We start from the raw sequence: 21,898 nt of genomic DNA, 5'->3' as shown, positions 1-21,898 counted from the left end.
TTATAAATAGATCTAATTGTGATATTATAGGAGATAGGAATGATTTTTTTAGCACTTATACTTGGTGTAATAGTTGCAAAAATATTTGGCAATCTTGAATTAAATAAGATGGAAATAAAATATGCTGGGCTTTTATTTTTAGGTGTGGGAATAGATGTACTCTTAACTATATTAACTACTCATGATTTCGGAAAATTGACATGGGTGTTTATTAAATACTATAGCTTTTTTCACATCTTGTATTTAACCATTTTGGGGATGACATTAATATTTAATTTTCAAAGTAAGGGGCTTGTTCTGATGGGCACTGGATTTATAATGAATGTTATTCCAATTATTTTAAATGGTAAGATGCCGGTTAAATATGAATATTTGAGTAAAATTCCACAACAGAGGGCTGAAATTATACTCAATTTTAGAAGTTTAAGCCATGGAGTTTTTGGAAACCCTAAAGCTTATTTTCTATCGGATATAATTTATTTACCAATACCGTACAAAACTATTATTAGTGTAGGAGACATAGTTATAGCATTTGGATTGTTTTTAGCTATAATAATTCAGGCGGGAGTAGTTTTTAAACAGGAGACATAGATGAATATACAAGAAATTTTTAATTATATACGAATAAGAGACCTGATAGATATCTTTATAATAGCAATACTTACTTATAATTGTCTTAAACTTTGGCAAGGAACTAGAGCGGAACAATTAGCAAAAGGTATAATAGTAATTTTGATTTTAACTAAATTGAGTGAGTGGGGAAAATTTTATACCATTTATTGGCTACTTGATAAATTAATGACTTGGGGAATTGTTGCCATTTTGGTTGTATTTCAGCCGGAACTTAGAAAGGGACTTGAACTTATAGGAAGATCTTCTAGTTCATTTAGAAATTCTAGAGATGTTGTAAGAGTTCCGCGTACTGTAACGGAAATATGTGATTCAGTGGGTTCTTTAGCTAGACAAAAGATAGGTGCGCTGATAATAGTTGAAAGACAAACTGGATTAAATGAAATAGTAGAAACGGGAACAAGAGTTGATGGATTGGTATCAAGTGGATTGATAATAAATATTTTTATTCCAAACACTCCTTTGCACGACGGTGCCGTTATAGTAAAGGGAGATAGAATTGTGGCAGCTTCTTGTTTTTTACCACTTAGCGATGCAGATAATATTTCAAAAGAGTTGGGAACAAGACATAGAGCCGGAATTGGAATAAGTGAAAAATCAGATTGTTTGAGCATAATGGTAAGTGAGGAAACAGGATCTATATCTGTAGCTGAAAAAGGAAAAATTTCAAGATACTTAGATTTAGAAACTTTGGAGACAATACTTAATAAGATTTATAATCCAACACTAGTAAATCAAAGTAGTTTATTTAAGTGGAAAATTGGTGGTGAAAAAAATGCGAAAAATGAGTAAAAACACCATGTTTAAATTCATATCAATTATATTTGCACTCTTTTTATGGTCATACGTGAGAAGTGAAGTTGACCCTGAAAGAACGGTAACATATAAAGATGTTGATGTGCGTTTTGAAAATTTAGCTGAAATTAAGGAACATAATTTAGCTGTAGTATCTAATATGAATTTAAAAACTAATATATCTATTTCTGGTAAGACTTCTGAAATGGCAAGAATGAGTAGAGAAAATATTTTAGCATCTATTAATCTATCCGGATATTCAGAAGGGGAAAATAGCATTCCTATAAAGGTAAGCATAGATAACAACAGTGGAGTTAGAGTAGCTTCTAAAGAACCATCAAGAATAACTGTAAAGATTGATGAAGTTATAGAAGAAAAGATGGAAGCTGTTATAAGCACTAAGGGACAACTTGCTGAAGGATATGTATTGGGAAATATAAAGCCGGCTGAAAAAGTTGATGTTAAAGGTGCATCAAGCATTGTACATTCAATAGAAAAGATAATATCAGAAGTAGATGTTACAGAAATGTATAAGAGTGAAGTTAAGACAGGTAAGATAATAGCCTATGATAAAGATGGAAAAGAAATTGATAATCTTACAATAACACCGAGTTCGATAGATATCGAAGTGCCGGTACTAAAAACTATGACAGTGCCAATAAGATTGAATATTATTGGTAGAATACCGGATGGAATGGACACTCAAGCATTCTCTATAGAACCAAGTTCTGTAATGATTAGAGGAAATTCAGCTGTAATAAATGGAATAACTGAACTTACAACTCAACCTGTGGACGTTAATAGCTTGATAGGAAATAGAGTTGAAGTGGGATTAGTTTTACCAGATGGAGTCTCATTGGTAGATAAAGATATAAAAATTGTAGCTTCCTCAGAAGATTTAACACCTAAGAAAACTGCTATTAATTTTAGTAAAGAAGATATAATTTTTGAGGGGTTAGACGATAAAGAAATAGTTTCAGAATTAAATAATCTGAATGTTGAATTTGTACAAAAGAATGTTTTGGAAGATTTAACACTAAATAAAAAAGATGTAAAAGTTATTTTGAATTTAAAAGATTTAGGAGTTGGAACTTATGAAATAGCACCTAAGATAGAGGTACCAAAAGAATTTAAGGTTGAAAAAATAAGTCCTAAAGTAGTTAAGTTGGAAATAAAGAAGAAGGGAATTTTTTAGGTAGATAATATGACAAAAATACTTTTAGTAGAAGATGAAGAGTCAATTAGAAAATTTGTTAAGATAAATCTGGAAAGAGAATTTTACGATGTCTATGAAGCTGGAACGGGTGAAGATGGAATAGACATAGCAAGACAAGTAAAACCTGAAATAGTTGTTTTGGATGTAATGCTTCCAGGGATAGATGGCTTTGAAGTTTGTCAAACACTTAGAGAAGAATTTCCAAATCTTGGGATTATAATGCTGACAGCTAAAGCTGAAGATTATGATAAGATAATGGGACTTCAATATGGAACAGACGACTACATGACTAAGCCATTTAATCCAACTGAGCTAACTCTAAGAATAAAATCTCTTGAAAGACGTTTAGAAATAGAAGATACAGAAAAAAATATGATGATAGAAGGACCTTTCAAATTAGATACTTATTCAAGAAGATTCTACAAAGATAATATTGAATTAGTACTAACTCCTACTGAATATCAAATAATGAAGATTTTTATGGAGAATCCTGGAAAAGCTCTTAAGAGAGATGAGATTTTGAGAATGGTATGGGGAGAAGAGTTTATTGGCGATTCTAAAATTGTCGATGTAAATATACGTAGATTACGTTCTAAAATAGAAAAGAATGCAGCCAAACCAACTTATATAGAAACTGTTTGGGGCGTAGGGTATAGATGGTCAGGGGTGTAAGTTGAAGTATTCAATAGGAAAAAAGCTTGTCAAAAATTTCCTGTTTATTATCATACTTACTGTAGCTATCATAAGTTTGTTTTTGATAGTTGGATTTAGAAATTTCTACTATTCAAATATAGAAAATGAACTTTCATCAAGATTAAATTTATCTATAGATTCTTTTGAGAAATTTTATTCGGATAGAACTTTAGAGGATTTAATCTTGGAAGATACTGAAATGCTATGGGCGAATACAAATTCAGAGGTTCAAATTTTGAACAATGATAAGTATGTAATCTATGACTCTATAGGTGCTATGCCAACAAACACAATCATTACATACGATGTTAAGTCTGCAGAAAATGGAGTTAAGTCCACTTTTATAGGCTCTAATAGCTACACTAATGATAAAGTCATGGCTTTGACCGGCAAACTACGCAATTCAGCTGGTATGGATATAGGATATTTAAGATTTATAAGCTCTTTAGAAGAACCTAACAAAGAAATATTAAAGACATCTCTTGGTATACTTGGATTGGGCGTGGTTGTAATAGCTATAACAACTGTAATGAGTTTGATTTTGGCAAATTCTATAGTAAAGCCTATGGGAGAGTTGATATCTGTTGCGGCGAAAATGGCTGATGGACAATACAAAATTAGGTCTGAATTAAACACTCCGGATGAATTTGGTCAGCTTGGCAAGACGTTGAATTCAATGGCAGAAGAAATTTTAAAAAGAGAGCAGATTAAGAATGATTTCATATCTTCTATATCACATGAGCTTAGAACACCTTTAACATCTATTAAAGGGTGGGCAGTAGTGCTAAAGAGTGCAAGAGAAGATGAAAAGACCCTTTTAAACGATGGACTGAATATAATAGAAAATGAAACAGATAGACTTTCTAAGATGGTTGAAGAACTGTTAGATTTTTCAAGATTTATATCAGGTAGAATTCAACTTGAAAAAGATACTCTAAATTTGACGGATGTTTTAAATGATATAGCAAAACAAATGAGACCAAGAGCCGAGTTAAACAAAATTGAATTTCAATCCAACATAGATTCTGAAAAGGCAATTTTAATAGGTGATGAAAATAGAATAAGACAGTTGCTTATAAACTTGCTTGACAATGCTATTAAATTTACATCAACTGATGGGTTTGTAAGATTCACATCCAGTGTTTTGGAAGACAGCATAGTTATTCTTATAACAGATAATGGACAGGGAATAGATAAAGATGAAATTCAGCATGTAAAAGAAAAATTTTATAAAGGAAAGCATTCAAAGAGCCATAGTGGGATAGGACTTTCTATAGCTGACGAAATTGCTAATTTGCATCAAGGAGAGTTAAATATATATTCTGAAAAGAATATAGGAACAACTGTCAAAGTAACTCTACCAATAGTAAAGGTACAAAAAGATGAAGAAGAAAATTAGAGTTTTAGGATTAATGTTTATTATAATGGCACTTACAGGATGTTCATTTGTAAATATTAATATGAGAAATATAGCAGCTCCTAAGATAAATAAAACGCCTATCAATGGGAGTTGGACAGTTACAAAAGTTATTTTTATAAAAGATAACAAGGAATATTTTAATTATAAAGATAAAATAGGTTCGGATATATATTTTTCTAACAATGGGTTTATAATAGATGGATATTATTTTGAAAATCCTTCGATTAAATCAAAGGTAGTTAATACTGAAAAATTTTTGGAGAGAAAATACCAAATTGAACCTAGTGACTTAGGTATAGATAAGGAAAAACTCACTGTTGTAAATTTATATAATTCAAAAGACTTAGTCTATCAAATTCTAAAAGTTGAAGAAAATGAATGTTATATATATTTAGATGGTGTTTTTCTACAACTATCGAGAGTTTCAGAAGATGTAAGTGAAGAAGAATTTCAAGATATTAAAAGCAGAGAGGAATCAAAACTTACAAATCTAAAAGAAAAACTGGATGCCAATTCTAAAGATAATGGAATCTTAATAGGACTAAAGTATGATGATGAAAATAGGTTTAACTATAGAAGTTTCTATTTGAAGTTCAATAACAACGATTTAGAATCAGTTGGAGAGGTAGAAGGTTTAAAAATTATCGGTGAAAAGGGAATTATATCTATAGATGAAGAAAATAAGTATGTAACATTGATCAATGAAACTGGAGATTCTAAAAAGACAGAAGAAGTTAAAGATTCAGAAAATTCAGAGATAATGTATGTATCAGAAGATTATATTAGCTTAAAGAAGAATTATGAAGACGATAGGAAAAGTCTAACTTTTAAATACACAAATGAAATTGATAAAGATAGGAGAATTCCTCTATCTAAGTTGATTGATGATGGGGATAAAATATTTAAAAAACAAGCTTTAAAATCTGCAGAAGAAGGCTATATAAATGATTCCAATTTTGGAATAAGGAGAAAAAATGGGAGGTTTGAAGTTTTTGGATTGATGACATACAGAGATGCTTCAAAAGAAGATGTTTTTTTTGACTTAGGGATTGATATAAATAGAATCTTGGAAAATACTGCTGAATTAAATATGCCTTTTGAAAATATAAAGACATATTTGCCGGATTTGAAAGATGCAGTTATGTCATCAAATAATAGATTTATAGTGACTATAGAAAATAACAGCTTAAACATTTATAATATAGTTGATGCAGCATTGGGTTCGAAGAAAATATATTCAATAGAAATACCGCAAAGTTCAGAAATTGTTCAAATTGAGAGATTTGTAGGTAGTAACTCAATTAATATTAAAGAAAAATTAAACACGAATTAGAGGTGTAATATGTCTAAAGTTATGGAAGCCGTAGGAGGTAATACCGAATTTATACTACTTTCAATTTATGGGATAATAATTGCTATAGCAGTTACAATAGTATTGAGTATAGTTGCTAAGAGACTTAAATTTGCTAAGTATTTGCCTGGTATTGTATTAATCACAATAGGAATATTTGTATTATTTTCAGTTATAAGTGATTTGTTCAATCCAGAAAATGTAGATGCTTTAGCAGTATTTTTAATAGGTTGTTCTAGTGGTGTAATATCTCTTTTAGTTGCACTTATATTTGGAATAATACAAGGTGGGAAATAAATTCAAATAAAACTCCTAAATTAGCAAAAGCTGTTTAGGAGTTTTTTATTTGTTCTTCAAAGCTTTTTATTAAAAGCAGTTTTTTATCTCGAGTTAATTTTTTTATTGAACACTCTCTTTTTAAAGCATCACTCTTATTTGAAAATGTCTCGTAATATACGAGTTCAACAGGAGTGCGAGAACGGGTATATTTAGCGCCGGTTTTGTTGTTATGTGCAGACACTCTATTTTGCAAATCAACTGTATATCCGCAATAGAGAGAGTTATCATTGCACTTTAAAAGATATACGTAGTATTTTTTATTCGTCATAGCCAAAATCAAATTCTTTTAAAACATTTTTTATCATATCATATTGGTATCCTTTGTATATCAAATGATTTATTAATTTAGATTTTGTGTTCATATCTTTTTTTAATGTTTTAAACTTTTTCTCTGCGTGTGATTTTAAATTTTCATATTCTATATTTTCATCTAAATTATACACTGCACTCTCAGCTAAGTCTTTATCAATTCCGTGAACAATAAGTTGATTTTTAATTTTATTTCGACCGTATTTATTTATTTTTAATTTATCATTTACAAAAGCAGAAACATATTTTCTATCGTCAATATATCCTTTTTCAACTAAATAGTCTGCAGTCAATTCGACAACATCTTCATCGTAACCTTTTTTGGACAGATAGTCTTTTACTTCTTTTACAGTTTTTTTATTTTGAATATATCTAAATACTGACTTAGCAGCTTCAAACTTTTGATTTTCATATTTTATATTTGAAATAGTGTCTGGTTCTATTTCCATTCCCTTATATAAATTAAATTTGACTAATGTATCTTCAATGATTTCTGTTCCAGAACCATCACTAAAAAATACAGTATAGTTTTTTGATTTTGGGAGGAATACAATTTTTTCAATAATCATTTTATCACCTATTAAATTTTAACATTTTTATTTGATAAAAGCTTGATTTTAATTAAGATTGTTATAGTTTTAAAGTTTTTCTATTTATGATATTATAACTATTAGAAAATTATAGAGGTGCATAATGTTTGAAATAATCTCGCAAGGCTTAAGGTATGTATTTATAGTCATAATTTATTTATTCTTATTGAGTATTATTAGACTTATTTACATGGACATAAAAAAAATGGATATGAAGGGTTCTTATATGGATGCAGCTTATTTAAAGGTTGTAAACAGATTGGATTCTTTGGATTTTAAAATGGACGAATTCTACGTTCTAAAAGGGGTTACCATAATAGGTAGATCTTCAAAATGTGATATTACTATAAAAGATAAATTTGTTTCAAAGGAACATATTGAAATAAGAGAAGAAGATGGAGTATATTTCTTAGAAGATTTAAATTCTGCAAATGGGACTTTTTTAAATGGAGAAGAGGTTCATGATATTATAGAACTTAGAAACGGAGATAAGATTGGTGTGGGATTCATCCAACTTTTATTCGTTGACGACAGGGGGTAGATTATGATTACTAAAGTTTTTAGATCTGATAAGCCAAGAAATCTACTCTTAGTATTTGAAATTTTAGCAGTATTATTACTTTTCTTTTTTAACAATCAGCACGTAGACAAATATATAGTAATATTATTTTTTGGATTGATTTCAGTAATTTATATTTCAAATTTCATATTAGGTAGGATTTCAACTGGGGACAATTATATTTTCCTCATTGTTTCCATGCTTTTAACTATTGGTATTTTAACTATTTATAGATTAAATCCCGACTTAGGACTTAAACAGTTGGTATGGTCTTTAGTTGGAATATTGATTTTCTATATAACATACTTTGTTATGAGAGCGCTTAGAAAAATAGAAAACTGGACATATTTTTATGTTGCAGTTTCAATTATGTTGTTTTTAATAACTCTGTTGTTTGGAGTTGAAAGAGGTGGTTCTAAGAACTGGATAAAGCTAAGCGAAAGTGTTTTATTACAGCCTACAGAACTTACAAAGATAGTATTAGTTTTCTTAATAGCTTCATACTATACAGAGTATCAATATAAAATTCCAAAGAAGTTTAAGTATAAATCTATTTTGTTAATGGGAACTGTATACCTATTAATAGGTTTATTGTTTATTCAAAAGGACTTGGGGACAGCGGTAATATTTTTGTCAATATTCACAGGAATACAGTTTATCTATGAAGAAGATAGAAAGATGATTTTATTAAATCTTCTGTTGGTAGTTATAGGTGGAGTGGCAGGGTACTTTTTGTTTAGGCACGTAAGAGTGAGAATTGGAATTTGGTTGGATCCGTGGAATCCTGAGACTATATATAAGAGTTCAGCGCAAATAGTACAATCTCTATTTGCCATTGCAGAAGGTGGATTTTTTGGAACGGGAATAGGACTTGGACATCCTAAGTTAGTTCCTGTTGGGACTTCAGATTTCATCTTCCCTGTAATATGTGAAGAGATGGGAATATTTGCTGGAATAGGTATAATAATGCTGTTTTTACTATTGGCTTATAGAGCTGTGAAGATAAGTATAAGACAAGAGTATAAATTTTATAGAATACTTGCCATAGGGATAGGAATTTTATTTGCTGTTCAATGCTTCTTAAATATTGGAGGAGTTATAAAATTGATTCCAATGACAGGTTTGACACTTCCTTTTGTGTCTTATGGTGGTTCATCTATGATTTCAAGTTTCATAGCTCTTGGAGTGCTACAAGTTACAAGTGAGGATATGTCTTATAAATATGAGGGATAGAGATGAATATAAAAGAAAATAGGAGAATGTTAGTTGTCCTAATAGGATTAATTATAATGTTCTTAGGTTTGATATTTTATTTGAGTTATTTTACAATATTTGAGGCCAAAGAAATAGTAAACCATCCTGCCAATAGACGTGATGCTATAAAAGTTGCGGCTTTTAAGAGAGGAACTATAGTAGATAGGAATGGAGAGGTTTTGGCTCAAACTGAAGGTGAAAAATATAAATATACAAGAGTCTATCCTCATCCAAGAGCTTATGCGCATATTGTAGGATATTCTAGTAGGACTAAGGGCAGTTCTGGATTAGAGGCCTCATATAGCGAAGAACTTTTGGGAACTAAGGGTTCTAATATACTTAGGTCGATAAGGGCTTTCTTCAACAAAGATATAGATTCTGATGTTGGAAATAATTTAACTCTTACAACAAGCACAAAGATACAACAGTATATAAGAGATAAATTAGCTGAGAGTGGAGAAAAAGGTGCAGTAGTAGTTATGAATCCAAAGACTGGAGAGATACTTGGTATGGCGTCTTATCCGGACTTTAATATACAAAATATAGATTCTGATTATAGCGCAATAGTTGAACAAAATAATGGGGCATTTTTCAACAATGCTATTCAAGGTGGATATGCTCCCGGTTCTGTATTTAAAATAATATCTGCTGCAGCTATAATAGAATCTGGAATAGACCAAAAGTATAAAGATACAGGAGAAGAAGAAATCTTAGGCCGTGCAATAAAAAATGCAGGCGGAAAAGAATATGGGAATATAGACTTAAACAAAGCATTTACTTACTCTGTGAATACTTATTTTGCAAATAAAGTAGTTGGAGTTGGAAAAGAGAAATTTGTTGAAGTGGCTGAAAGATTTATGATGAATAAACAAGTTGATTTTGATTTAAATACAAAGACAACTTATCTATCAACATCTTCTTTCAAAGCTTCGTCTTGGGACCAACATGCCTTGGCAAGTGCCGGAATAGGTCAAGCAGATATATTAACCACACCACTTGAAATGTGTATGGTTGCTTCAGCTATAGGTAATGAAGGTAAGATGATGGCTCCATATCTTGTTAGCAGTGTACAATCACCAGATGGATCAAATATATACACTAGAGAGCCGAAGGTTCTTTCTGAAGCAGTTTCACCTGAAGTTGCATCTCAAATAGGAAAGATGATGGTAAATGTAGTTAAAAATGGTTCTGGTAAGACTGCTAGGATAAGAAGAGCTCAAGTTGCTGGAAAGACTGGTACAGCTCAGATATCTAAAGATGCTGATAAGTATAATGCATGGTTTGTTGGATATGCACCTGCAAAAGATCCTCAAGTAGCTGTTGCTGTAATAATACAAGATGTTGAAAAATTTGGTGGAGAGATAGCAGCTCCTTTGGCGGGAGATATAATAAACTATTCACTAGGAGTGTTGGACTGATGATAAATGGGCAGTATGTAAGCGCGATGGTTGCAGCAGCTGGAATGGGTAGAAGAATGAAAACTGAATTAAATAAGCAGTTTTTAGAAATAAGTGGAGATAAGATACTATCTCATACTTTGAAAAAAATACTTGCGTCAAAATATATTGACCATTTGACTATTATCATAAAAGATTCTGATTTAAATTATTTAAATGATATCTTGGAGAATTTAACAATAAATATACCTTACAATATAGTTTATGGCGGTGCTGAAAGACAGGACTCAATTTACAATGGACTTTTGAGCATTCCTGAAAAAACAAAGGTGGTCTTGACTCATGATGGGGCGAGGCCACTTGTAGAGGTATCGAAGATAGATGAAGTTATAGAGGCTACTTTTGAAACGGGAGCCGCTACACTTGCAAATACTGTGAAAGATACTATAAAGATTTCTAAAAATGGAAAGACAGTGGATTATACTCCAAATAGGAATGAATTGTGGGCAGTTCAAACTCCACAGGTATTTTTAAAAGATGTGCTAATGAATGCATATAATCAAGCGTATCAAGAAGGATACTATGGAACAGATGATTGCTCATTGGTAGAAAAAACTGGTAAGAAAATCAAATTAGTCTGGAATGGCTATGGAAATATAAAGATAACTACTCCGGAGGATTTGATTTTAGCTGAGGCTTTAATAGGAAGTGACTTATGAAAATAGGTATAGGATATGATGTGCATAAATTAGTCGAAGGAAGAGAGTTATTTCTTGGAGGACTAAAGATTGACTACGAAAAAGGTCTTTTAGGTCATTCTGATGCAGACGTTTTAATACATGCAATTATGGATGCCATACTCGGTGCTTTAGCGCTTGGAGATATTGGAAAGTTATTTCCAGATACCGACATGGCATATAAAGATATAGATTCTAAAATTCTACTTGGTAGAGTTGTAGAAGTGATGGAATCTAAAGGTTATAAAATAGGAAACATTGATTCAATTGTTATCTGTGAAGAACCAAAGTTAAAAAATCATATAGCTGAGATTAGAAATATACTTGCAAAGATTTTAAAGACAGATGTTGAAAATGTTTCTGTGAAGGCAACAACCACTGAAAAGTTAGGCTTTGAAGGAAGAAAAGAGGGAATAGCAGCACAAAGTGTTGTATTATTAGAGAGGGGAAATATATGAAATTTTTTATCGATACTGCAGATGTAGAAGAAATAAGAGAAATTAACTCTTGGGGAGTTGTTTCAGGAGTAACTACAAATCCAAGCTTAATAGCAAAAGAGGGAAGAGTATTTGAAGATGTTGTAAAAGAAATTACTGAAATAGTTGATGGACCGATATCAGCTGAAGTAACAGCACTTGATGCAGAAACTATGGTTGCTCAAGCAATGGAACTTGTTAAAATTTCAGAAAATATTGTAATAAAAATTCCTATGACAGCTGAAGGACTTAAAGCTGTAAAAGTTTTGTCTAAAAAAGGAATAAAAACAAATGTAACTTTAATCTTTTCAGCAAACCAAGCTCTTTTAGCTGCAAGAGCCGGAGCAAGCTATGTAAGTCCATTTATAGGCAGACTTGATGATATAGGACAAGATGGTATGGACCTTATAAGAGATTTAGCAGAAATTTTTGGTATTTATGGTCTAGAAACTGAAATTATTGCAGCATCTGTAAGACATACAAGCCACGTATTAGAATGTATGAAGGCTGGAGCTGATATTGCAACAATACCATATAAAGTTTTCAAACAAATGTTAGTACATCCATTGACAAATTCAGGTATAGAAAAGTTTTTAGAAGATTTTAAGACAGTTGAAACAAAAGGAGAGTTTTAATGAACAGAAATTTAGCACTTAATTTAGCGAGAGTTACAGAAGCAGCAGCTATAAACGCAGCAAAATGGCTTGGAAAAGGCGACAAAAATGGAGCTGACGGAGCAGCTGTAGATGCTATGAGAAGAATGCTTGACCAAATTGAAGTTGATGCAGAAGTTGTAATCGGTGAAGGTGAAATGGACGAAGCACCTATGCTTTACATAGGTGAAAAAATTGGAGAAGGAAAAGTAAATGCTGATAAAGTTGATATTGCAGTAGACCCAGTAGACGGAACTACAGCAGTATCAAAAGGTATGAACAATGCAATAGCAGTTATAGCAATGGCCCCAAGAGGATGCTTGTTATTTGCTCCAGACGTGTATATGGACAAAATAGCTTGTGGTCCAAAGGCAAAAGGATGCATTAATCTAAATGACACTCCAACTGAAAATATAAAGAGAGTGGCTAAAGCTCTTGATAAAAATATAGAAGATATAACAGTTGCAATTTTAGACAGAGAACGTCATCAAAAAATAGTAGATGAAGTAAGAGCTCTTGGTGCTAAGATAAAATCATTCTCAGAAGGAGATATTATCACAGCCGTTGAAACCTGCTTCGAAGACTCTGGAGTAGATTTACTTCTTGGAATAGGTGGAGCACCAGAAGGAGTAATAGCAGCTGCAGCCATCAAATGTCTTGGAGGAGATTTCCAAGGAAGATTAGCACCATCTGACGAAGAACAACTTGAAAGATGTAAAGCTTTAAATGCAGATTTAGATAAAATTTATACAATAAATGATTTAGTAAAGGGAAATGAAGTTGTATTCTCAGCAACAGGAGTTTCTAAGGGAGAACTTTTAGATGCTGTTAAATTCATTTCAAAAGATATTGCAACTACAGAAACATTAGTGCTTAGACTTCCAAGTGGTACAGCGAGATACGTTAAATCACAACATAAGCTATCTCAAAAACCTGAGTATGCTCAATAATTTTGGAGGATAAATTGCATAATAATACTGGAAATAGTGAAGTATTAAAAAACAAAACTATAGAAGATTTAAGAAATATAGCAGTTTCCATGGGGTTAATAGACCACAAGTCTTTAACCCGTGGAGACTACTATAATTATATTGTAAATGGTAAAAAACCTAAAGTAGACAACTACGACGAAGAATTTTTAGGGAAATTAGCTTTAGTTGATGTTAGACGAATTGCTGGAGACATGGGTGTACAAAGTCCATATAAGTTTAAAAAAGAAGAATTAATTAAAACCATTTTAGAACGACAACTTAACTTATCAGATCAAGATGTGAACAGGTCCAAATTAAATTCCATGACACTTTTAAAACTTCGAGGAATGGCAGATGAACTTGGAATTGAAAAATCATATACTCTAAAAAAACAAGAAATAATAGATAAAATATTAAATATTCATCCTGACCAAGATGTTGAGGAATTTGATGAATTTTATGAAGATTTTATTTCTGAAGAAGTTGAAGAAAAAGAAGTTATAGATGTATCGGATTTATCAGATAATGCCACTGAAATAATTGAAGATATGCAAAATATAAATTATGTAAGTGGGATATTGGATCTTTATCAAGATGGATATGGATTTTTAAGGGTTAATAATTATCTTCCAGGCGAAGGAGATATATATGTTTCTCCAAGTCAAATTAGAAAATTTAGACTTAGAAATGGTGATGAAATAGTAGGTGTTCCAAGGCCTGATAAAGAAGGCGAGTCATACAATGCGCTAATATATATCAAGTCGGTAAATGGGGTTGAACCTAATAAGATTATAAAGAGACCTTATTTTGACAATTTAACACCTATATATCCAAATCAAAGATATATTCTTGAAAATAATCCAAAAGATACCGCAACAAGAATGATTGATTTGATTGCTCCGATTGGAAAGGGACAGAGAGGTCTTATAGTTTCTCAACCTAAGAGTGGAAAGACTACACTTTTAAAGAAATTAGCTCATTCAATTTCGAAAAATTATCCTGAAGCACATTTGATGGTGGTGCTTATAGATGAAAGACCTGAAGAAGTTACAGACATGATAAGGTCTGTAAAGGGAGAGGTAATCTATTCTACTTTTGATGAACAACCTAAAAATCATACAAAAGTTGCAGAGGCAGCCATAGAAAGAGCAAAGAGATTAGCTGAACAAAAGAAAGACGTAGTGATTTTGCTTGATTCACTAACAAGACTTACTAGAGCTTACAATTTAATAACTCCAGCAAGTGGTAAAACCCTATCCGGAGGTCTTGACCCACTTTCATTACACAAACCTAAGAGATTCTTTGGGGCGGCTAGAAATATTGAAGAAGGTGGTTCGCTTACTATACTTGCTACAGCCTTGGTTGAAACAGGTTCTAGAATGGACGATGTAATCTTTGAAGAGTTCAAGGGAACTGGTAATATGGAAGTCCATTTGGATAGAAAATTATCTGAAAAGAGAATATTCCCTGCAATTGATATCTTCAAATCTGGAACTAGAAAAGAAGAACTTCTGTTAAATGAAGAAGAAATGGAATTCAATTGGGCTATAAGAAGAGCAATGAATAGTGAGTCAACTCAGGAATTAACAGAGTTTTTATTAGATACGATTCAAAAATATGATAAGAACAAAGATTTGTTAAAAGTTTCAGTGGATAAATTGAATAAAGATTATGATAAGTATAAGTAGTAAAGAAAATAAAATTTATAAATATTTGAAGTCATTACAACAAAAAAAATATAGAGATAAAGAAAATATATTTTATACAGAGGGTTTTGTAGTTTTAAAAGAAGCTTTAAAGTACAAAAATCCTAAGTATATTGCTATAAGCGAGTCAAAAGTATTAGAGCTTGAAAAATTAAATATAGAAACTCAAATCTATGTTATTGCTGACAAAATATTCAAAGGCATTTCAGATACTGTAAATTCACAAGGTGTGATAGCTTATTTTGAGCAAATTCATAATTTCGGAATAGAAAATATAAAAGCAGGAAAGTACATTTTGCTTGATGATGTGAGAGACCCAGGAAACGTGGGTGGGCTTATAAGAAGTGCTGATGGTTTTGGAGTTAAACTCATTATGACTCCTGAATGTGTGGAGTTATATAACCCAAAGTTGATACGTTCAACCATGACATCTATTTTCAGAGTTGAAATTCATATTTTAAATAACAAAGCAGAAATAGAATCTCTAAGAGAAAGGGGATTTGAAATAGTTGCTACAGATGTTGATGGTGGAGAAATTTCAAAAGACTTCAATTTCAGAGAGAATACAATTTTAATTCTTGGAAATGAAGCAAAAGGCGTTTCAAATGAAATGCTAAATTTATCTGAGAGAAAAATATATATACAAACTCAAAATATTGAATCGCTAAATGTAAATGTGGCGGGTTCGATATTGATGTATGAGATGATGAGATGATTTTTGTAGATTACTATGCAAGAGATGAAATTGTTAAGAACCTTGAAAAGCATGGGACAGTAGTTCGGACAAAGAGAAATGAAAATATTCTCGACGGAATAGAAGCTCACCCAGACTTGTTGATAAGAAGATTGGACTCGAAAACAGTTGCAGTGGATTCAGAAAATTTTGAATATTATGAAAAATATTTAGAATGTAAAAAAATAATCGAGGTTGAAGGGATAAGAAGTCCATATCCAAACCATGTAAAGTTAAATTTTGCAGTTTATAAAAATCTCTTTATTCATAATTTAAAATTTACAGACGAAAAAGTTTTGGAATTTTATAAAGAGAGAGATTTTACATTTATAGATGTAAAGCAAGGCTATACGAAGTGCAATCTGGCAGTTGGCAAAAATTGCCTTATAACTTCAGATGTAGATATTTATGAAAAATTAAAAGATTTAACAAATATTTTACTGATAGATCATAAGCAAATTGAACTTAGAAATTTCAACTACGGATTTATAGGTGGATGCACAGGACTTGTAGATGGAAAGTTATTTTTCACAGGTGTATTAGATGGGCATTCTTCAAAAAATAAAATTATAAAATTTTTAGAAGCTAATAATGAAAATTTTGAGTTTCTGACAGAAAGTACTATAATTGATATAGGAAGTATTATCGAGATTTAGATTTAGAGTCTGATTTATTTCAGGCTCTTTTTTATAGAGACGAATTGTCAAATCAAATGCAACACCTATGGTAAGAGACCAAAAAGTTCTTCTTTAGGTGTTTTATATTTTATACATTTTCTAGGTCTATTATTCATTAAACTTAAGTTATAATTTAATTCATCAATATTCACTTCTGATAAATCCATACCCTTAGGATAAAACTCCCTCAAAAGTCCGTTACTATTTTCATTTGTACCTTTTTGCCATGCACAATAGGGATCACAAAAATAAGTTTTGCATCCTAATTCTTTTTCTATTTTCTCAAATTCTGAAAATTCTTTACCTCTATCAAAGGTTATTGTTTTTACTAATTCTTTTGGATAATCTTTTAATGCATTTATTATTGCTGGTGTTACGCTTTCCGACTTTCTATTTTCAACTAGGATTGCTATATAATATCTAGATTTTCTTTCTGCTAAAGTTACGAAACAACATCTACTTTTCCTTTTATGATCTAATCTGCCTGATTCCACTGTATCTGCTTCCCAGTGGCCTAATTCTTGCCTTCTGTATATCTCTTTAGGTCTTTTCTTAATTGTTCTACCTTTATCATTGAATTTTCCTCTTTTTTCTGCTGGCCTTTTAAATTTAGCTTTTCTTCTCAAATTTTTCATACTAGTTTTTGGCAGCTTTTTGGCGTGTATCATTCTATATATCGTTGATGTAGATGGTAATTCATGAATCTCATTTGTGTTTCTATTTGATATTTGTTCAGGGGACCAATGTTCGTTAATCTTTACAGTTAAATAATCAATAACATCTTTAGAAAATTTACTTTTTCTATGGCAGTCTTTTCTTCTATCAATATATTTATCATTTGCCTTTATCGGAAAGTACTTAGTGTAACTTCCCCTACTAACTTTTATCTTAGATGAATTTCTTTTAATTTCTCTAGATATTGTACTAGGTGACCTTTTAAGTGCTTGTGCAATTTTCCTTATACTCATTCCTAAATTTAAAAATTGGTAAATACAAGATCTTTCTTCTATGGTAAGATGGTTATAGCTCATAGTTAATCACTCCTTTTAATATGTTTTGTTTGGTCACTTACATATTAACACAGCTGATTAGCTATGAGTTTATTTATGTTGCACTTGTTATGATAAATTATCTAGAGGAAGAAATGAATATAGAACTTACAAAAGCAGAAGAAAACAAAATTTTAGAATTTAGACACCACATGCACGAATATCCAGAACTTTCTAATATGGAATTCAACACTACAAAAAATATAAAAGAATTTTTGAGTACAATTGATGGAGTTGAAATAATTCCACTTGATGTTCAAACGGGAGCAGTTGCAAGAATAAAAGGAGCTAAAGAGGGGAAGACCATAGGGCTTAGATGTGATATAGATGCAATCAGTCAAACAGAAAAGTATGATTGGGAACATAAGTCAAAGGTGAACGGAGTGATGCATGCTTGCGGTCATGATTTTCATACAGCATCTCTTCTTGGAGCAGCAATCATTTTAAGCAAATTGAGAAGTCAAATGCATGGCGATGCTATTTTACTTTTTCAAAAAGCTGAAGAAACTACCACAGGCGCTAAAGAGATGATAGAGGCTGGACTTTTGGAAATTACAAAACCGGATATGTTCTTCGGTTTACACAATTGGCCTTTAGTTCCAACGGGAAAAGTAATTTGTAAAAATGGAGCGCTTATGTCAGCCAAGACAAATTTTGAAATAGAAATTATTGGAAGAGGTGGACACGGTTCAATGCCTCATTTAAATATTGACCCAATAGTTTGCACATCGGCTGTGATAATGTCTTTACAAACGGTTTTAAGTAGAAATATAGATCCTTTTGAGCAAGTTGTATTTTCTATAAATTATGTAAACGGCGGAAGTAAAGAAAACTTGGTTGTAGATAATACAATAATGACGGCTACAATTCGTTCATTGAGTAGTGAAGCCATGGCAAGAGCAAAAGAGAGAATGGAGAGAATTGTAAGAGACATTTGTTCTGCCTATGAATGTGATTATAAAATTACATATCATGAAGATATTCCTCTAACTTTCAATTCAGAAGAAATGTATAATTTGGCCGTTAAAGCTGCTGAAAAAATAGTTGGAAGAGACGATATAGTTAATATAAAACCAACAATGGCAAGTGAAGATTTTGCGATTATAATGCAAAACGTTCCGTCATTTATGTATTGGTTTGGAAGTGGAATAGTTGGAGAAGAAAATCAAGCACTACACCATTCATGTTATCATGCGGCAGATAGTGGAATAAAAACAGCATCCGAAGTTTTAGCAAGCGCAGTTATAACAGCTCAAGGCTTGTAGAACTACAACATAGTGTATTAAAGTTTATTTTTATTTGTAATTTTGAATAATTTAATTCAAAATTTTTTGATAATTATTACTATACATTTATTATAGAGCCAATAAACTAAATGAAAAATATATCCTATTTATCATTGCTGTACCATTTGGGATTATTCATTTAGAGACTGTTTTAATGACTTTATTTGCTATTGTAGGTGGATTTGTATTAGGATTACTTTATATAAAAAGTAAAAATTTAATTTATCCAATAATAATTCATTTTATAATAGATACTGCTCCAATTATTACGGGGCCTATTCTTGAATCTATTTTTAAAATTGTTAATGTAGGAGATTATGTATATCCTATGGAGTATTTAATAATGTTTTTAATATTTTTTGTTGGTTATTTGATAACGAGAAGTATATTAAATAGACAAAGTTTGAAAGAATAAGTTATATGTAAATTAAAGAAAATCATAATGAGCTAATGAACAAAAAAGTAAGTATTATAAATTGCTATAACTATTAGTATATAATGGAATTAAAAAACCCAGGAAATTTCTCCTGGATTTTTTGTACTATCAAAAAGGTAATTCCTTCTCTTATTTATTCAACTCCAACCATTACGTTGCTAGCTTTTACTATAGCGTTAGCTTCTTTGCCAACTTCAAGACCAAGCTCTTCAATGGCGCTATTTGTGATTGAAGAAGTTATTATAACATCATTGCCAAGATCTATTTTAACGATTCCGTTAACAGCACCTTTTTCAATAGCTACAACTTTACCTTTAAACACATTACGTGCACTAATTTTCATCTTTAACCTCCTTAAATTTTATATTATAAAAATACCCATTATGAATTTGTATAAACTCAAATTCATAAGATAAAAATATTGATTATTTTTATGAATTGTGTTATCATATCTTACAACGTTGAAGGGACGAGTAATATAACTATCTCTAAAGAGAGGAGCCGGCTGGTGCGAGGCTTTGAGTAACGATATGAAAACTAACCCTGAGTACTTCGGTAATGCGGAGCGTGTAGGTCGCGATAAGACTTTTGAGGAGCAATTAAGGTGGAACCACGGTCTAACGTCCTTTTGGGATGTTGGGCTTTTTTTATTATAAAGTTTCACTTGATGCCCACGTAAGTATTGTGGGTTTTTAATGGAGGAAAGAATGATAGTAAGATTACCGGATGGTTCAGAAAGAAAATATGATTCAGAAAAAACTGTAAAAGAATTGATTCTTGATATTTCTGAAGGATTGGAAAGAGCAGCAGTTGGAGCAGTTGTAAACGGAGAAGTTAGAGGGAAACTTGAAACTGTAAACGAAGACTGTGAATTTAAAGTTGTAAAATTTGATGATAAAGAAGGAAAACAAATTTTCTGGCATACAACATCTCATGTTATGGCATACGCAATCCAAAGATTATATCCAAATGCAAAATTTGCGATAGGACCTTCAATAGACAATGGATTCTACTATGATATAGATGTTGAATATAGATTTGTACCTGAAGATTTAGAAAAAATCGAATCTGAAATGAAAGCTATTATAAAAGAAGCTCCAGCAGTTGAAAAACTTTCAATGCCAAGAGCTGAAGCTATAGCAATGTTCAAAGAAAAAGAACAAGATTACAAACTTGAACTTATAGAAGGCTTAGAAGATGAAAATATAACTCTTTACAAAATTGGAGATTTTTACGACCTATGTAAAGGACCTCATCTTGATACAATAAAGAATATTAAAGCAATTAAGTTAAATTCAATCGCCGGAGCTTATTGGAGAGGCGACGAAAATAACAAGATGCTTCAAAGAATTTATGGTATTTCATTTGAAAAGAAAAAACAACTTGATGAATATATCGAAAGAATTGAAGAAGCTGAAAAGAGAGACCATAGAAAACTTGGAAAAGAACTTGAACTTTTCACAATGCATGAAGAAGGTCCAGGATTCCCATTCTTCCACCCAAATGGTATGTTAGTTAGAAATATACTTTTAAATTGGTGGAGAGATGAGTTACTACAAAATGGATATGGTGAAATTTTAACACCAATCATCTTAAATGAAGAGTTATGGCACAAGAGTGGTCACTGGGATCACTATAAAGAAAATATGTACTTCACTAAGATAGATGGTTCAGATTATGCTGTAAAACCTATGAACTGTCCTGGTTCTACAATTGTGTACGCTTCAAGCCCACACTCTTATAGAGAACTTCCAATCAGACTTGCGGAATATGGTCAAGTTCATAGACATGAGCTTTCAGGAGCGCTACACGGACTATTCAGAGTAAGAACATTTACTCAAGATGATGCCCATGTATACTGTCTACCATCTCAAATCGAAGAAGAAGTGTTCAAATTAATTGATTTAGCTGATAAGCTATATGCTACTTTTGGATTTAAATACACAGTTGAACTTTCAACAAGACCTGAAGATTATATGGGAGATTTAGAGTCTTGGAACAAAGCTGAAGCGGCACTTGAAGCAGCTTTAAAAGACAGAGGAATGGAATATACAATCAATGAAGGAGACGGTGCATTCTACGGCCCTAAGATTGACTTCCACCTTGAAGATGCAATTGGAAGAACATGGCAATGTGGTACAATCCAACTTGACTTCCAAATGCCAATTAACTTTGACTTAACTTATATTAATGAAAATGGAGAAAAGGCAAGACCTGTAATGCTTCATAGAGCATTATTCGGTTCAATAGAAAGATTCCTTGGAATTTTAATTGAACACTTTGCAGGTAAGTTCCCTCTATGGTTAGCACCAGTGCAAGTTGCAGTTATACCTGTTTCTGACAAATTTGCAGATGGAGCAAATGCAATTGCTGATAAGTTAAGAGCAGCTGGCTTAAGAGTTAAGTTAGATGCAAGAGCTGAAAAAGTAGGTTATAAGATTCGTGAGGCACAAGTTAAAAAAGTTAACTATATGCTTGTAGTTGGAGAACAAGAAATTCAAAGTGGAAAACTTTCTGTAAGAAAGAGAAGCGGAGAAGAAATCAAAGATGTTGCAGTTGAAGACTTTATAGCAGATTTACAAAAAGAAATTGCAGAAAAAACAATAACTGAATAGTTTTAA

24 protein-coding genes are annotated in these 21,898 nt (G+C 31.5%); 20 read left to right on the top strand and 4 right to left on the bottom strand.

The window, feature by feature from the left end:
• Window positions 1–39: 39 nt before the first annotated feature.
• Genes B8869_RS03945 through B8869_RS03915 form a run of 7 tightly spaced genes read left to right on the top strand, consistent with a single transcriptional unit; the run spans window position 40 to window position 6,402 of the window.
• Window positions 40–591 carry a DUF5317 domain-containing protein gene (locus tag B8869_RS03945; protein ID WP_084230416.1) on the top strand — a complete coding sequence of 184 codons (552 nt, stop codon included), beginning with the start codon at window positions 40–42 and terminating at the stop codon, window positions 589–591.
• The gene (gene cdaA / locus B8869_RS03940; protein WP_084230415.1) at window positions 592–1,422 is read left to right on the top strand and encodes a diadenylate cyclase CdaA; all 831 of its coding nucleotides are present in this window, start codon (window positions 592–594) and stop codon (window positions 1,420–1,422) included.
• Window positions 1,406–2,620 (top strand): CdaR family protein, encoded by a 1,215-nt coding sequence (locus B8869_RS03935; protein ID WP_084230414.1) that lies wholly within the window; start codon window positions 1,406–1,408, stop codon window positions 2,618–2,620. Before cdaA ends, B8869_RS03935 begins: the two co-directional genes overlap by 17 nt.
• A gap of 9 nt (window positions 2,621–2,629) precedes the next feature.
• On the top strand, window positions 2,630–3,313 hold the full coding sequence (locus B8869_RS03930) for a response regulator transcription factor (protein WP_084230413.1): 684 nt from the start codon (window positions 2,630–2,632) through the stop codon (window positions 3,311–3,313).
• Window position 3,314: 1 nt separating this feature from the next.
• Entirely contained in the window at window positions 3,315–4,733 is a 1,419-nt protein-coding gene (locus B8869_RS03925; RefSeq protein ID WP_084230412.1) for a sensor histidine kinase, read from the top strand.
• Window positions 4,717–6,087 (top strand): hypothetical protein, encoded by a 1,371-nt coding sequence (locus B8869_RS03920; RefSeq protein ID WP_084230411.1) that lies wholly within the window; start codon window positions 4,717–4,719, stop codon window positions 6,085–6,087. The genes B8869_RS03925 and B8869_RS03920 overlap by 17 nt, the downstream gene beginning before the upstream one ends.
• Window positions 6,088–6,096: 9 nt before the next feature.
• A complete protein-coding gene (locus B8869_RS03915; protein ID WP_084230410.1) occupies window positions 6,097–6,402 on the top strand; it encodes a cytochrome C biosynthesis protein in 306 nt (101 codons plus the stop codon).
• 34 nt (window positions 6,403–6,436) lie between these two features.
• Here B8869_RS03915 and B8869_RS03910 read toward each other — a convergent pair whose 3' ends face one another.
• Together B8869_RS03910 and B8869_RS03905 are read right to left on the bottom strand one after the other, a co-directional pair.
• Window positions 6,437–6,712 carry a GIY-YIG nuclease family protein gene (locus B8869_RS03910; protein ID WP_084231053.1) on the bottom strand — a complete coding sequence of 92 codons (276 nt, stop codon included), beginning with the start codon at window positions 6,710–6,712 and terminating at the stop codon, window positions 6,437–6,439.
• Window positions 6,702–7,322, bottom strand: coding sequence for a regulatory protein RecX (locus tag B8869_RS03905; RefSeq protein WP_084230409.1), 621 nt, complete (start codon window positions 7,320–7,322; stop codon window positions 6,702–6,704). Before B8869_RS03905 ends, B8869_RS03910 begins: the two co-directional genes overlap by 11 nt.
• A 124-nt stretch (window positions 7,323–7,446) precedes the next feature.
• Between B8869_RS03905 and B8869_RS03900 the strand changes: the two genes are divergently transcribed.
• The 10 genes from B8869_RS03900 to B8869_RS03855 all read left to right on the top strand — a co-directional run bounded on the left by B8869_RS03900 (window position 7,447) and on the right by B8869_RS03855 (window position 16,485).
• Window positions 7,447–7,884, top strand: a complete 438-nt coding sequence (locus tag B8869_RS03900) for an FHA domain-containing protein (RefSeq protein ID WP_084230408.1) — start codon at window positions 7,447–7,449, stop codon at window positions 7,882–7,884.
• Between the two features lie 3 nt (window positions 7,885–7,887).
• Complete coding sequence (locus tag B8869_RS03895) at window positions 7,888–9,135, top strand: FtsW/RodA/SpoVE family cell cycle protein (protein WP_084230407.1); 1,248 nt, start codon at window positions 7,888–7,890, stop codon at window positions 9,133–9,135.
• A 2-nt stretch (window positions 9,136–9,137) separates the two neighbouring features.
• Window positions 9,138–10,574, top strand: coding sequence for a peptidoglycan D,D-transpeptidase FtsI family protein (locus B8869_RS03890; protein ID WP_084230406.1), 1,437 nt, complete (start codon window positions 9,138–9,140; stop codon window positions 10,572–10,574).
• Window positions 10,574–11,272 carry a 2-C-methyl-D-erythritol 4-phosphate cytidylyltransferase gene (gene ispD, locus B8869_RS03885; RefSeq protein WP_084230405.1) on the top strand — a complete coding sequence of 233 codons (699 nt, stop codon included), beginning with the start codon at window positions 10,574–10,576 and terminating at the stop codon, window positions 11,270–11,272. The genes B8869_RS03890 and ispD overlap by 1 nt, the downstream gene beginning before the upstream one ends.
• Window positions 11,269–11,748, top strand: coding sequence for a 2-C-methyl-D-erythritol 2,4-cyclodiphosphate synthase (gene ispF / locus B8869_RS03880; protein ID WP_084230404.1), 480 nt, complete (start codon window positions 11,269–11,271; stop codon window positions 11,746–11,748). The genes ispD and ispF overlap by 4 nt, the downstream gene beginning before the upstream one ends.
• On the top strand, window positions 11,745–12,401 hold the full coding sequence (gene fsa / locus B8869_RS03875) for a fructose-6-phosphate aldolase (RefSeq protein ID WP_084230403.1): 657 nt from the start codon (window positions 11,745–11,747) through the stop codon (window positions 12,399–12,401). The genes ispF and fsa overlap by 4 nt, the downstream gene beginning before the upstream one ends.
• Window positions 12,401–13,369, top strand: coding sequence for a class II fructose-bisphosphatase (glpX, locus tag B8869_RS03870; RefSeq protein ID WP_084230402.1), 969 nt, complete (start codon window positions 12,401–12,403; stop codon window positions 13,367–13,369). The genes fsa and glpX overlap by 1 nt, the downstream gene beginning before the upstream one ends.
• Window positions 13,370–13,713: 344 nt before the next feature.
• Window positions 13,714–15,078, top strand: a complete 1,365-nt coding sequence (gene rho, locus B8869_RS03865) for a transcription termination factor Rho (protein WP_412458527.1) — start codon at window positions 13,714–13,716, stop codon at window positions 15,076–15,078.
• Window positions 15,062–15,811, top strand: coding sequence for a TrmH family RNA methyltransferase (locus B8869_RS03860; RefSeq protein WP_084230400.1), 750 nt, complete (start codon window positions 15,062–15,064; stop codon window positions 15,809–15,811). Before rho ends, B8869_RS03860 begins: the two co-directional genes overlap by 17 nt.
• The gene (locus B8869_RS03855) at window positions 15,808–16,485 is read left to right on the top strand and encodes a DUF6873 family GME fold protein (RefSeq protein WP_084230399.1); all 678 of its coding nucleotides are present in this window, start codon (window positions 15,808–15,810) and stop codon (window positions 16,483–16,485) included. Before B8869_RS03860 ends, B8869_RS03855 begins: the two co-directional genes overlap by 4 nt.
• A gap of 65 nt (window positions 16,486–16,550) precedes the next feature.
• Here B8869_RS03855 and B8869_RS03850 read toward each other — a convergent pair whose 3' ends face one another.
• Entirely contained in the window at window positions 16,551–17,537 is a 987-nt protein-coding gene (locus tag B8869_RS03850; RefSeq protein WP_084229742.1) for an IS30 family transposase, read from the bottom strand.
• Between the two features lie 113 nt (window positions 17,538–17,650).
• Here B8869_RS03850 and B8869_RS03845 point away from each other — a divergent pair, with 113 nt between their 5' ends.
• Entirely contained in the window at window positions 17,651–18,820 is a 1,170-nt protein-coding gene (locus B8869_RS03845; RefSeq protein ID WP_084230398.1) for a M20 metallopeptidase family protein, read from the top strand.
• Window positions 18,821–18,905: 85 nt separating this feature from the next.
• Entirely contained in the window at window positions 18,906–19,256 is a 351-nt protein-coding gene (locus tag B8869_RS03840; protein WP_084230397.1) for a CPBP family glutamic-type intramembrane protease, read from the top strand.
• A gap of 154 nt (window positions 19,257–19,410) precedes the next feature.
• Here the strand turns inward: B8869_RS03840 and B8869_RS03835 are convergent, their stop codons facing one another.
• A complete protein-coding gene (locus tag B8869_RS03835; RefSeq protein WP_084230396.1) occupies window positions 19,411–19,620 on the bottom strand; it encodes a TOBE domain-containing protein in 210 nt (69 codons plus the stop codon).
• A 364-nt stretch (window positions 19,621–19,984) separates the two neighbouring features.
• On the opposite strand from B8869_RS03835, the gene thrS reads away from it, so the two are divergent.
• Complete coding sequence (gene thrS / locus B8869_RS03830) at window positions 19,985–21,892, top strand: threonine--tRNA ligase (RefSeq protein WP_084230395.1); 1,908 nt, start codon at window positions 19,985–19,987, stop codon at window positions 21,890–21,892.
• Window positions 21,893–21,898 lie beyond the last annotated feature (6 nt).

The organism is Peptoniphilus asaccharolyticus DSM 20463 (assembly GCF_900176115.1).
In the GTDB taxonomy this organism is placed as follows: domain Bacteria; phylum Bacillota; class Clostridia; order Tissierellales; family Peptoniphilaceae; genus Peptoniphilus; species Peptoniphilus asaccharolyticus.
Note: the sequence above shows the minus strand (reverse complement) of the source record. Positions and strands in the feature narration are given on the sequence as shown.